The sequence below is a fragment of the Acinetobacter sp. YH12142 genome (genome assembly GCF_013418435.1).
Taxonomy (GTDB): Bacteria; Pseudomonadota; Gammaproteobacteria; order Pseudomonadales; family Moraxellaceae; genus Acinetobacter; species Acinetobacter amyesii.
Window position 1 is genome coordinate 39,839 of the sequence record NZ_VPCB01000020.1, and the last position, 13,302, is coordinate 53,140.

At 39.4% G+C, this 13,302-nt stretch carries 13 protein-coding genes; 7 read left to right on the top strand and 6 right to left on the bottom strand.

The window, feature by feature from the left end:
- Positions 1–4: 4 nt before the first annotated feature.
- From FTU77_RS13870 to erpA, 4 genes are all read left to right on the top strand, one after another.
- Positions 5–1,009: a putative solute-binding protein gene (locus FTU77_RS13870; RefSeq protein WP_180022815.1), complete on the top strand. Its 1,005-nt coding sequence runs from the start codon at positions 5–7 to the stop codon at positions 1,007–1,009.
- Between the two features lie 256 nt (positions 1,010–1,265).
- Positions 1,266–2,276: a putative solute-binding protein gene (locus tag FTU77_RS13875; RefSeq protein WP_180005536.1), complete on the top strand. Its 1,011-nt coding sequence runs from the start codon at positions 1,266–1,268 to the stop codon at positions 2,274–2,276.
- A 201-nt stretch (positions 2,277–2,477) separates the two neighbouring features.
- Positions 2,478–3,485, top strand: coding sequence for a putative solute-binding protein (locus FTU77_RS13880; protein ID WP_180056039.1), 1,008 nt, complete (start codon positions 2,478–2,480; stop codon positions 3,483–3,485).
- A gap of 134 nt (positions 3,486–3,619) precedes the next feature.
- Complete coding sequence (erpA, locus tag FTU77_RS13885) at positions 3,620–3,955, top strand: iron-sulfur cluster insertion protein ErpA (RefSeq protein ID WP_180056040.1); 336 nt, start codon at positions 3,620–3,622, stop codon at positions 3,953–3,955.
- Positions 3,956–4,023: 68 nt separating this feature from the next.
- Here erpA and FTU77_RS13890 read toward each other — a convergent pair whose 3' ends face one another.
- The 4 genes from FTU77_RS13890 to grpE form a co-directional block, all read right to left on the bottom strand.
- The gene (locus FTU77_RS13890; RefSeq protein ID WP_180005534.1) at positions 4,024–4,401 is read right to left on the bottom strand and encodes a hypothetical protein; all 378 of its coding nucleotides are present in this window, start codon (positions 4,399–4,401) and stop codon (positions 4,024–4,026) included.
- 120 nt (positions 4,402–4,521) lie between these two features.
- A complete protein-coding gene (locus tag FTU77_RS13895; protein WP_180056041.1) occupies positions 4,522–5,433 on the bottom strand; it encodes a matrixin family metalloprotease in 912 nt (303 codons plus the stop codon).
- Between the two features lie 215 nt (positions 5,434–5,648).
- Positions 5,649–7,589 (bottom strand): molecular chaperone DnaK, encoded by a 1,941-nt coding sequence (gene dnaK / locus FTU77_RS13900; protein ID WP_078194438.1) that lies wholly within the window; start codon positions 7,587–7,589, stop codon positions 5,649–5,651.
- Between the two features lie 120 nt (positions 7,590–7,709).
- Positions 7,710–8,249 (bottom strand): nucleotide exchange factor GrpE, encoded by a 540-nt coding sequence (grpE, locus tag FTU77_RS13905; protein WP_111885723.1) that lies wholly within the window; start codon positions 8,247–8,249, stop codon positions 7,710–7,712.
- A gap of 937 nt (positions 8,250–9,186) precedes the next feature.
- Here grpE and FTU77_RS13910 point away from each other — a divergent pair.
- Entirely contained in the window at positions 9,187–9,414 is a 228-nt protein-coding gene (locus FTU77_RS13910) for a hypothetical protein (RefSeq protein ID WP_228144800.1), read from the top strand.
- A 181-nt stretch (positions 9,415–9,595) separates the two neighbouring features.
- Here FTU77_RS13910 and FTU77_RS13915 read toward each other — a convergent pair whose 3' ends face one another.
- Positions 9,596–10,165, bottom strand: a complete 570-nt coding sequence (locus FTU77_RS13915; protein WP_180056042.1) for a hypothetical protein — start codon at positions 10,163–10,165, stop codon at positions 9,596–9,598.
- Between the two features lie 201 nt (positions 10,166–10,366).
- Between FTU77_RS13915 and FTU77_RS13920 the strand changes: the two genes are divergently transcribed.
- Positions 10,367–11,437 (top strand): alpha/beta hydrolase, encoded by a 1,071-nt coding sequence (locus FTU77_RS13920; RefSeq protein ID WP_180036046.1) that lies wholly within the window; start codon positions 10,367–10,369, stop codon positions 11,435–11,437.
- 63 nt (positions 11,438–11,500) lie between these two features.
- Here the strand turns inward: FTU77_RS13920 and FTU77_RS13925 are convergent, their stop codons facing one another.
- Positions 11,501–12,172: an acetoacetate decarboxylase family protein gene (locus FTU77_RS13925; RefSeq protein WP_180056046.1), complete on the bottom strand. Its 672-nt coding sequence runs from the start codon at positions 12,170–12,172 to the stop codon at positions 11,501–11,503.
- A 101-nt stretch (positions 12,173–12,273) separates the two neighbouring features.
- Between FTU77_RS13925 and FTU77_RS13930 the strand changes: the two genes are divergently transcribed.
- Positions 12,274–12,843: a peptidylprolyl isomerase gene (locus FTU77_RS13930; RefSeq protein WP_180005529.1), complete on the top strand. Its 570-nt coding sequence runs from the start codon at positions 12,274–12,276 to the stop codon at positions 12,841–12,843.
- The last annotated feature ends 459 nt before the right edge of the window (positions 12,844–13,302 follow it).

Consider the following 13,302-nt stretch of genomic DNA (forward strand, 5'->3'; position numbering starts at 1 on the left):
AGAAATGAGAAAAGGAATTTTAATTTTATCGCTTCTTTCAGGTGTGATGTCTGCACAAAGCTATGCCAATCAGAAGGTTTGTGTGTTCGATTTACTTGGAAAAGCGGGGGAATCTTATAAGCTAATGGAAGAGTGGTCTCTGGCCAGTAAGGCATGGGGAGCACAAGTTCAACTGATTTCATATCAAGATGAATCCAAAGTCGATAAAGATTTTAAAGAAGGGAAATGTGACGCATTTTATATGACCTCGATGCGGGCACGTGCGTATAACAAATTTGCTGGTTCGATTGATGCCATTGGCGGTGTACCGAACAATACCATCGCACAAAAAGCCATTACCTATGTCTTAGATAAGCGGAACAGTAAGCGACTGATTACCAATTCAGGTAAAGATAGTTATGAAGTGGCAGGGATTGGGCAAATTGGTTCAGCCTATATTTTTGTCCGTGATCGCAATATCAATAATTTAGAAAAAGCTGAAGGTAAAAAATTTGCCATTTTGCATTATGACTATGCGCAAAAAGAGATGGTCGACCGTGTCGGCGCTGTGCCAGTCATGTCGGAAATTTCCAATTTTATTCGCAAATTTAATCAGGCCGAAGTTGAAATTGTGGCTGCGCCGGCTTATGCCTTTAAGCCACTCGAAATTTCAAAAGGCTTAGGCACTACTGGGGCGATGGTTAATTTTCCTGTGGTGAATGTCACGGCAGACCTGATTATTCGTAACAATAAATTCCCAGATGGTTTTGCTGAACCCTCTCGGCAATGGTTCGTTAAACAATTACCGAAAAGTTTTGCCATGGTAAAACGCATGGAAGCTGAAATTCCTGCCAAATATAAGATGAATCTCAGCAAAGATGATCAGTTGAAATATCAGAAAATTTTGCGTGAAGGACGGATGGATTTAACCAAACAAGGAATCTACGACTCCACCATGATGACGGTACTGAAAAAAGCACGTTGTACGATTGAGCGAACCAATTTTGAGTGTTCAGTGGCGGGTGAATAAGCTTTTTTCTGTATTTCTTTGTAAAGTTTCATAAAAAGGCTGTAAATGCAAAAAGCCTTTTTTGCATACAACATGATGATTATATTTATAATTTTGCCTTAAATAAAAAAGTGATATTAATCACAAAAAAACAGAATGTGCCAAAATGACATAAATAAATGGAGTAAATGCTCTATTTTTTTTAAATTAACTTGCTTAATATCGGCGTTGTGTAAGGACACCTCTGAACCATAAAAAGATTTGAAAGGAAAATAGAATGAAAAAAACGCTCCTATCATTGGCTACATTTGCTGCAATTGGCTTTGCTGGTTCAGCTCAGGCAGCAAAAGTAGATATCTGTGTATTTGACTTACTGGGTAAGTCAGGTGAGTCATACCAAATGGCTCAGGAATGGGCGCTTGCAGCAAAAGGCTGGGGTGCTGAAATTAACTTAATTCCGCGTCAAGATGAAGCAGTAGCCGACAATGATTTTAAAGCGGGTAAATGTGATGGCGTATTTATGACGGCAATGCGTGCTCGTCAATACAATAAATTTGCAGGTTCGATTGATGCGCTTGGTGGCGCACCGAGCAATGCAATTGCGCAACGTGCGATTACCTTTGCATTAGACCAACGTAATGCTGCAAAAATGGTCAGCAACCTAGGTGGTAAGAAATACGAAGTGGCGGGTATTGCTCCACTGGGTTCAGCATTCATCTTTGTCAAAGACAAAAAAATTGACTCAATTGAAAAAGCAGCAGGTAAAAAGTTTGCAGTATTAGGCTATGACGAAGCACAAAAAATTATGGTGCAACGTGTCGGCGCTCAAGCTGTGGTTTCAGATGTATCTAACTTTGTGGCGAAGTTTAATAATGGTCAGGTCGATATGGTGGGTGCGCCTGCGTATGCCTACAAACCATTAGAGATTTATAAGGGTTTAGGTACCAATGGTGCGATGTTTAACTTCCCAGTTTTACAAGTGACCGCGGACTTTATTATTCGTCCTGATCAGTTCCCAGCAGGCTTTGGTCAAAAATCTCGTGATTGGTTTGTGAAACATTTACCGAAGAGTATTGCGATGATTAACCGTTTAGAGGCGGGTATTCCTGCGAAATATAAACTTAACTTAAGTGCAGAAGATAAAACCAAATATCAAAAATTATTGCGTGAAGGTCGTATGGATATGACGAAACGTGGCATTTATGATGCGGGCATGATGTCAGTATTGAAAAAGGCACGTTGTTCTGTCGATAAAGCCAATTTTGAATGTTCACTTAGCGGCGAATAAACTGATATTTAAAGAAAAAAGCCTGGATTTATCCGGGCTTTTTTTCGCAAATGCACAGGTCATTTTCGCCATTGAGTCAGCAAAATATTCAGGTAATCTAAATTGAAATCGAGGGCTGTGAGTATATTTAATCATACTCCGCATGACCCAAAAATCAAAAAATGGTTAAAACAAAAACAGTAAAAAACAAGGAAAGTCAGTATGAAACAATGGACAAAGGCATTGAGTATTGCTGCTGCGTTAATGGCGGTGAATGGCGTAGCTCAAGCAAAGCAAGTGGTGTGTGTATTTGATTTGGTTGGTAAAAATGGTGATGTTTTTACCCTGATGAGAGATTACCAATTGGCGGCAAAAAACTGGGGCGCAGACATTGAGCTCCGCGTCGGTCAAAATGAAGCAGTGATTGCGGAAGACTTTAAAGCGGGGAAATGTGATGGGATCAGCGTCACCGGTATGCGTGGCCGCCAATTCAACAATTTTACCGGTTCTTTAGATGCGATTGGTGCAATTCCAGATTTGAAATTGGCCGTAAAAATTATGCAAGGTCTTGCGAGTCCAACGTTTGCTAAAAGCATGGTCAATAGTAAATATGAAGTGGCAGGTGTGATACCTGTTGGTGATGCCTACCTGTTGGTGAATGATCGTAGTATCAATACTGTCGCTAAAGCCGCAGGTAAAAAAATTGCGGTGCTTGATTATGATGAAGCGCAGAAAATTATGGTGCAGCAGGTCGGGGCTCAAGCGGTCAGTGCCGATGTAACCAATTTTGGCGCTAAATTTAACAATGGTCAGGTGGATATTATTGGTGCTCCTGCAGCTGTGTTCAAACCATTAGAATTACACAAAGGTTTAGGCAGCAAAGGCGCAATCGTCAATTATCCAATTTTACAAGTCACGGGAAATATCATTATTCGCCCAGATAAATTCCCAGCGGGATATGGGCAAAAATCACGTGATTGGGTCAAAACACAATTACCTCGTGCATTCACGATTTTAGGCAAAATGAAGTCAGAAATTCCAGCTAAATATTGGATGGATGTTCCCACTGCAGACAAAGCTGGTTATCAAAAAATGATGCGTGAAGCGCGTATTGATTTGACTAAACGTGGTATCTACGACAAGCGAATGATGAAATTATTATGGCAATTCCGCTGTAAACAAGACCCGAAAAACTTCGAATGTGCATTACAGGACGAAAACTATAAATAAGTTTTAAATGAATCTTGAGAAAAATACTCTGATTTAACTTTAAACTGTGAAGACTGACCATATATTGAGTATGTTATACTTGAAACATGGTCTTTTCTTTTTAAAGACACCCCAATGACTCAGAGGAATCCATCATGAATGCTCAAGCACTTGTGCTGACTGACAATGCTGCCAATAAAGTACGCCAATTGCGTGACAGTGAAGGTAATCAAGACCTCATGTTACGTGTATATGTGACTGGTGGTGGTTGTTCAGGTTTCTCATATGGATTTAATTTTGCAGAAAGCCAAAACGAAGATGATGCTGAATTTCTCAATGAAGACGTGAAAATGTTGGTGGATTCACTTAGTTATCAATATTTAGTTGGTTCAACAGTCGACTATATTGAAGGTTTAGAGGGTTCTCGTTTTGTGGTACAAAACCCGAATGCGACAACCACGTGTGGATGTGGATCTTCATTCTCGATCTAATCACGATGATGAATTGAGCCATAAAAAAGCCCTCATTTTGAGGGCTTTTTTAATGTTTAAAATCGATATTAGGCTTCAAATTTTAGCGCTTCTAACAGATCTAAAATCACTGTGGTCACGTCTTGACTCAATTGATAATTATTAAAAATTTCATAAGCCGTAATGGTGATATCGGTATCACTCGGAAGCAGGCGTTGTTCTTCTTCGATGAGGTCACGGATCGGCAATAGGGTTTGTTTGACTTGTAAATGCAAGACATCTTTAAACTCAAGATTTTCGTCTTCGAGTTCGATGAGTTGCTCATTAAAAAATGGTAAAAGTACTGCATGGAGATAAGGTTGAATTTCGGTAATATCAAAAAGTTCAATATCACGGGTTTGTTCAATCGTGCTGATGTGGTCATTCACTTCAATTAAGATATGGTAGTAACTCACATTGCTCTCCACGGAAGATGTCATTGATATAAGGAAATTATTGCATATCAACAATAACATGAAATGCTGATTTTTGTTGGTGAATCCTGCAATATCCTTATAAATTGTATGGTTTTTTATGATCAGGGTACACTAGCGATAATACAGTAAGCTTTGGTCTGCTGGCATCAGTTTAAAGTTTTCTAATTGTTGCGCGCCTAAAATTGGGTACATTAATGCAGCAGGGTCATTATGGTGAGATAAGCCGAGAGCATGTCCGAGTTCGTGGGCAAGGGTAAGGCGTAAATCATCTTCGGCATCAAATTGATAAATCTGAATCTGATCCCCCATAAAGACACCTTTATGAAACTCTCGAGCAGGAAAGCGCTGACTGGCTTGTATCACGCCTGCATTATATTGATCGATTTGCTGGTTATAGCTTAAGACTTGTTGGTTAAATTGATCATTTTGCTGATTAAATCGATCTATTTCTTGGTCTAATTGCATCGCTTGTGCTTTGACTTGCGCAAGTTCTCTTTCAACGCGTTGCATATTGGGGCCTTGCGCATGCTCGATTCGGCTCCAACTCATACGTTCTTGCGACAGCTGTGCGATTTCCACACGGATCATGGCTTGTTTTGATCGGAGCTGTTGCTCATTCATCTCCAGACCTTTTCTCGAATTTGCTAAGTTCTCGGCATATAAATCATTACGAGCTTTATCTGCGGCTAAGGTCTTTTGGACTTGCTTATAGGCGTTGTATTGTTTTTGGCGATCATCATAAATGAGATGGATCGCCAGTTGTGCATTTGGGTCATAGATAAATAACGGTTTGAGCGTCCCTTTATGCCATATCTCTGCAGCCTCTTGGCTAAGTTGAATGACTTGTTGTTGGCTTAATCCAAAACGCGGATCGACATCAGCAACCCGATAACGCAATCGGGTATCGAGAGGGTGTAAAAGTCGATCTGAAATTGAATTAAATTTCAGTTGAGGATGCTGCTTGGTTTGATAGATCCACCAAGTACTCAAAACGATGACAACAATAATTAAAATCAAACGCATAGCGTCGCAAAACTTGATTATTTTGCATTAATTTAACTGAAATTTAGCGCTATGCAAATCTAAGTTTAGATTGATGGTGAGTCGAGAAGAATGTGGCTGTTTGAACGTTTGCGTGTTATTTGAATATTGCCTGATGCAGATAAAATCATCCACAAAAAAAACCGCGCTTTCGCGCGGTCTTTTTGAGCTTTGAAAAACTCAGTTAAAGCGACAAATTATTTTTTGTCATCTTTTACTTCAGTGAACTCAGCATCTACAACGCCGTCATCTGCTTTTTGAGCTTGACCTTCAGCGCCTTGGAAAGCGTTAGGATCAAAACCTTCAGCACCGCCTTGACCTTGTGCAGCTTCATAAGCACGTTGAGTGATCGGCATAATGATGTTTTGAAGTGCTTCAGTTTTCGCTTTGATTGCATCTACATCGTTTTCTTTAGTCGCTGCTTCGAGCTCAGCTACAGCAGCATCGATTGCAGATTTCTCATCAGCAGTTACCTGTTCGCCAAGATCTTTTACTGCTTTTTGAGCAGAAGAAACAAGTGCATCAGCTTCGTTACGTGCTTTCGCTAATTCTTCAAATTTACGATCTTCTTCAGCATTCGCTTCAGCATCTTTGATCATCGCTTCAATTTCAGCATCGCTCAAACCAGAGTTAGCTTTAATTTGAATTGATTGCTCTTTACCTGTGCTCTTATCTTTTGCAGATACTTTCAAGATACCATCAGCGTTGATGTCAAATGATACTTCAATTTGTGGTACACCACGTGGAGCAGGTGGAATATCGCCCAATTGGAAGTTACCCAACAATTTGTTTTGTTGAGCCATTTTACGTTCACCTTGGTAAACTGAAATGTCTACAGCTGGTTGGTTGTCTGCAGCAGTTGAGAACACTTGAGATTTCTTCGCAGGAATCGTCGTGTTTTTCTCAATGATCGCTGTTAACACGCCACCCATTGTTTCAATACCAAGTGTAAGCGGAGTTACGTCAAGAAGAAGTACGTCAGTTTTATCACCTGAAAGTACTGCACCTTGAATCGCAGCACCCATCGCTACAGCTTCATCTGGGTTCACGTCTTTACGTGGCTCACGGCCGAAGAACTCTTGTACTTTTTGTTGTACAAGTGGCATACGAGACTGACCACCCACCAAGATTACGTCAGAGATGTCAGAGGTTGAAAGACCTGCATCTTTAAGTGCAATCTTACATGGTTCAATTGTACGAGCAACCAATTCAGCAACTAAACCTTCAAGTTTAGAGCGAGTCACGTTGATCACTAAGTGTTTAGGACCAGTCGCATCTGCTGTGATGTATGGAAGGTTGATTTCTGTTGCATTCGAAGAAGAAAGCTCGATTTTTGCTTTTTCAGCAGCTTCTTTTAAACGTTGAAGTGCAAGCGGATCTTGTTTCAAGTTTACGCTTTGTTCTTTCTTGAACTCTTCAACCAAGTATTCAATTAACGCATTATCGAAGTCTTCACCACCAAGGAATGTATCACCGTTTGTAGACAACACTTCGATTTGTTGGTCGCCATCAAGGTCAGCGATTTCAATGATTGATACGTCGAAAGTACCACCACCTAAGTCGTAAACCGCAACTTTACGGTCGCCTTCTTTTTTGTCCATACCGAACGCAAGTGCAGCAGCTGTTGGTTCGTTGATGATACGTTTAACATCTAAACCAGCAATTTTACCTGCATCTTTAGTCGCTTGACGTTGAGCATCGTTAAAGTACGCAGGAACAGTAATTACCGCTTCAGTTACTGTTTCACCAAGGTAGTCTTCAGCTGTTTTTTTCATCTTTTTCAAGATTTCAGCAGAGATTTGTTGTGGTGCAAGTTTCTTGTCGTTTACATCAACCCAAGCATCGCCATTGTCAGCTTTGATGATTTTGTAAGGTACAAGGCCGATATCTTTTTGCACAGCTTGGTCTTGGTACTTACGACCGATCAAACGTTTGATTGCAAATAATGTGTTTTTAGGGTTAGTCACTGCTTGACGCTTAGCAGATTGACCGACAAGGATCTCGCCATCTTTATATGCAATAATAGATGGGGTTGTACGAGCGCCTTCAGCGTTGTCGATTACTTTTACTTTGTCGCCTTCAAGTACTGCTACGCAAGAGTTTGTAGTACCTAAGTCAATACCAATGATTTTCGCCATTTGGATGTTTCCTCTAAAATTCTTTTACGATGTTTTCGCTTGTTATCCGATATGAGAGCCAATCAAAAATTTTCAAGTAATATTGGTTAAAATTTTTAATTCGTCTCAGAAAATTTGGGTTTATGCACCAACCATAACCATAGCTGGACGTAATAGACGACCGTTTAAGCTATAGCCTTTTTGCAATACTGTTCCGATTTCATTCGATTTGGCATTTGGATCGATGCCCACAGCCTGATGAAGATCTGCATTGAAACCATTTGCAGTATCCACAGCAACCACACCAAATTTTTCTAAAGTGCTGAGCAATGATTTCAGTGTAAGTTCTACACCTTCAGATAAACCTGATTTTTCATCACCTGCCGCAGCAATCGCGCGTTCAAGGTTATCAACTGACTCAAGCAATTGTTTTGCAAATTTTTCCAGCACAGTATCTTTATGCTTTTCAGATTCGCGTTGAATGCGCTCTACACTTTTTTGCGCTTCATATACGGCATTTGCAGTACGTGCTTTTTCAAGTTTTAAGCTTTCTTCTAAATTGGTGATTTGTGCTTGTAAATCTTCAACTGAAACTTCAGCTTGCTCGTTTTCAGCTTGAGTTTGCTGTTCTGCTTGCTCTTGTTGAAGATCTTGAGCGTCTTGGTTTTGCTCAGTCGCCATTGATTTACTCCGTTTAAATGGGTTCTTAAACATGTTCAGTCCTTATAGCTGTGCGTTCAAACGACATCGATGCGTAACTGCCATGCGTTTTGAATTCATGATTAATAAAAGAAATCGGGGCAGGGTATAAAAATTCAAGCGAAGTCAGCGATTAAATGCAATTTTTTATTCAAATAAATGGTTTTTCAGCCAAATATCGACTGCAAAATTAAATTCTATGAAAATATAAATTATTGATTTGAATGTATAATCATATTTTGATCGGATTTATAGATTTTCATCATAAATTTTAACGGTTTCTCTTTGTGCCTGAAAATTTGCATAATTTATCTATCGGAAGTGACCATATCCATTGGAGAGAGGGATATGGTGACTACCTCTAGATTTTAGAAACACTTTTCCATGCTGATTTCCCAAGAATCAGCATTTTTTTTGCCTCAAAAAATAGTGGTTAATATTTATACATAAAAACTCTTAGTATCAGTTTTATTAAATATTTCACAAAAAATGATCAGCACAGTATTCTTTGTTTCAGATTCTATCGCTGTAGTTTCTTAATTTATTTCAAATGTGTTTTTCATGGCCTGCTTCTCTCATAAGCAGGCTTTTTTTTGCATGAAATTTATAAAAACAGCCACTTAAGTAACTGAGTTGCAAGTTTTGTTGAACTTTGTTGTATTCAAAAGCTGTGATCACGCTTTATTCAAAATCATTTATATTTATTTTTTTAATAAAAAACAAAGCACTTGAGTTAAAAAAATGATGTAAAGCCTTAAAATGAAAGAAAACCGCCTAATTAATAAAACATTTCATAAGCTGTACCGTGCCTCGTACAAAGTACAACTCAGAAGGTGGGAACTTCACAGAATTATTTTCCATTATGACTCGGGCAAAGTTGAGCTTTGCTTTTAATGATTCAATGAAGGAAATAATGAAGATGAAAAAAATTGGTTTATTCGCTGTCGCAGTTTTAGGTTTTGGTTTAGCTGCGGTAGGTTGTACTTCTCAAGAAACTGTAGAATCTCCAGAAACCGCACAAGTAACGTCTGCAACTGAAGCATCTGTAACGACAGAGCAATCGGGTGCTGTGGTTCAAGCAGATCCATCAGCTCAAGGTGCTGAAGTTCAATCTGCGCCTGCACCGCAACCTACAGTTCAGCAATAAGATTGTTTAATGCTCTCTGACCTGTAACAACAGGCAGTCAAGAATAGACAGAAGATAGGATGCCTCTTCTGTCTATTTTTTTTCTATTGCTTTTTTTACCTTTTCTATTTTTAATGAACGAAAAAAAAGCCCATCATGTAGATGAGCTTTTTACTTTTAACCGATCTGCAAAAAACATCAATTAACGGCGATTTTCCCATGCGCGACGACGTTCTTCAGCCGCTTTACGTTGTTGATCTGATGCCTTTCTTAAATCTTGAATATTCTTTTTGCGCTCTTGCTCAGTTTGTTTTCTACGATCTTGACTAGCTTTACGGCGCTGTTCTTCTAAACGCTGACGCTCTTTGCTGACTTTTTGACGATCTTGTTCAGCACGTTTACGACGTTCAGCTTCAGAGTATTTACGCTGTTGTTCTAGACGTTGACGTTCGAGTTCGTTTTTACGACGATCCCACTCTTGTTGATTTTTACGATTCTGTTCCCAGTTACGCTGGTCAAGTTGCTGCTTTCTACGTTCAAGCTCTAAACGATTACGTTGTTGTTGTTGACGTTCCCATGTACGGCGGTCTTGTTCATAACGACTGTCGTAACGGCGATCATAACGATTGTCATAGCGTCGATCATTATTATCATAACGGCGGTCATAACGTTGATCATAACGTCCATCGTAGTAACCATCTTCAGGGAATGCTACGCAGCCTACAGCCAAAAAAGCAGTCGCAAAAGACAGAAGGATGATCTTTTTAGCCATGGTGAGTATCCTTTATCGAGAATGGGTTAGCATAATCAACCCATAAAACTTGGGTAAATTGTCAATGACAACTCTATAAAAGAAGATTAGCTTAACTAGGTCTGTACTATGTATGTTGATGTTGAGACTTATATGTGAATATGGTCACATTTGACCTAGATCATGTAGAAAGTATGAAGAGCATAATTCGAAGGATAGAGCATGTTTGCATTGAATGAATCACTTAAAAATATGAAAGATAAAGGCCAAGGTACGGCTGCTCGGTTACTTGATCGTCTTCCTAACTTTGCCAAAGAAAGCCTCGCAAAACGTCTCGATTATCCGTTTATTTTTCCAGAATTAGATCCGCTGGTGAAATGCATGATGGCGGCTCAACTCAAGCAAGGTAAGTCAGGCTTTGTGACTGAAGACTATGTGAAGTCTCGTAAATTATTTGATTTACAGATGGAGTCGATCAAGACCAAGCCGACCTTTGTGAAACAAGTGCAAGATATACGTCTACCTTTACAAAGTGCTACGCTGTTTGCGCGTCATTATCATCCTGCTCCAAATAAAAAATTACCGATGATCGTGTTCTATCACGGTGGTGGTTTTGTGGTGGGTGGTCTAGACACGCATGATGAAGTTTGTCGTTTATTGGCCGTGCATGCCAAAGCACAAGTTTTAAGTATTGATTATCCTTTAACACCAGAAGCCAGCCCAGCTCAATTAATGCAAAGCTGTGAAGATGCCTTGGCTTGGACTTATCAAAATAGTCGTCAGTTTAAAATTCTAAAAAATCGAATTGCGGTGGCAGGGGATAGTGCAGGCGGCAATATTGCTACTGCGGTTGCGCAGCGCAGTGCTCAGAAAGTTTTTGCCCCGCAAGTTCAGCTATTAATTTACCCAGTAGTGGATTTCAAAAGTCGCCACCCATCTTTCTATGCGTATAAAGATGGTCTAGTTCTGACTGAAAAAGATATTGATGTCGTAACGGCTTTATATGCAGAACAACATGCTGTGGCCTTGGATGATCCATTAATTTCACCGACCTATGGAAAATTGGCAGGTATCGCACCTGCGTATATCGTGACGGCAGGGCATGACGTTTTACATGACGAAGGTGAAATTTATTCGCATAAACTCCGTCAGCAAGGGGTGAAAGTGTTTTATCAAGAATATACCGATCAAACCCATGGCTTTATTAACTTAACCCCGGTTTCGCACCGAGCTAAAAAATACGTGATTGAGATCAGTACGAAGTTCCGTAAATTTTGGGATAAACGTAGCTAATCATTCCTTTATATAAAGTAAACCCAGTGTTTCACGTGAAACACTGGGTTTTTATTTATTGGGTTATTTATCTTGGATTTTTGCAGCAGGAAAAACGAGGCTAAATTGGGGGACATAAAAGCTTTGCAATAATCGTGCTTCAGAAAAATTTGGAAAAATGTCCTGTGTGTTGTGCCATTCTACCTGTTTCAGTTTAGATAGCCGTCCGCGAAACTTCGGTGAAAATTGATAGCGCTTACCTTCCCACGCTTGTCTGATTTGCAACATCGCTGCAGGGATATGATGACTATTAATATAGAAAGAACGCTGTAAACGTGATTTTTTTAAACGGATCTGCATCTTTTGTTGTTCAACTTCTATAGTACAGACCACTTCATTGTCATGTTGTTGCCATTCAAACTTTGCCAACTCTTTAGGAATACCCCAGAGTTTTTGGCCATGAATGACAGAGATATCTGTCGAAACATAAATCTTAGGTATCGAACTTAACCTTTTCTTACTCCATAAAGGGTGATCTAAAATCAGCAATTCGTCATAAGGACCCACAGGCGAATCATGATATCGGACCAATAACACCTGAACCACACGACCCAAAGGTGATGTCGCTAAACGGAACATCTGCGCTTGTTGGATAAAACTCGGAGAGATCCAATAATTTAAAATAAAAGCATCGCCACGCAGTTGCCAAGGCGGTAAATGTGTCAATGCAGTGTCCGACGGTATTATTTGCGTCATCATTGTTCTCGTTTTAATAATGGCAGAATAATTACTTTTTAATCATCAAAGACTAATATACAGTCAATAACAAGTACGAGATCAACCAGAAGAGTTAGCAAATGTTAAAACAGATTTTATTTACCGCAGCACTTGGCTGTGTGAGCTTAAGCAGTTTTGCTGCCAATACTATTGTCGAAATGAAAACCTCTCAAGGCAATATTGAAATTGAGCTATTCAATGACAAGGCACCTATCTCAGCTAAAAACTTTGAAAGCTATGCAAAAGAAAAATTTTATAACGGCACGATCTTTCATCGCGTGATTCCTGGATTTATGGTTCAGGGTGGGGGCATGGATGTCAAAATGCAGGAGAAGCCAACAAAAGCGGCTATTAAGAATGAATCAAGTAATGGCTTGAGCAATAAGCGCGGCACATTGGCAATGGCACGGATGAATCATCCTGATTCAGCAAGTAGTCAGTTCTTTATTAATGTTGCAGACAATGACTTTCTCAATAAAAGTGCAATGAATGCGGGATATGCTGTTTTTGGTAAGGTCACTAAAGGGATGGATATCGTCGATAAAATCGTAAAAGTTCCAACTGCGAACTATGGAATGCACCAAAATGTCCCTGTAAACCCAGTGGTTATACAGAGTGTGGTGATTAAAGCAGCACCTGTAAAAAACTAAGCACACAAAATAGGAAAAATATTTTACATGATATTTGTAATAAATATCATGTATTTATGTGAATAAAGTGTGTTTTTTGAACCATAATGGTGCATAAAAATGAAACACTCATGTTCTTTGTGAGTGAAAAGCACTTGCACGTGTAAGAAATTGCCCTATAATGAGCACCATACCGACGAGATAGACGGAAACGAACGAAACGCGAAGCGTTGAGTTGTTGAGTTGTTGAGTTGTTGAGTTTATCGAAGTCCAGCTTCTAGCATTGACGAAATGTTAGAAAGATCATTAAGAGATTATGAAGAACAACTTGTGTGGATTTTTACTGATTGATTGATCGAAATTATTTTCATTGATTGATGGTAGAAATTACTCGAAGTTTATTTGAGCAAATTTTTGTCAGTAATTGATGAGCCAAGATTGGTACACTATATGTACTATTGATTTTAAACTGAAGAGTTT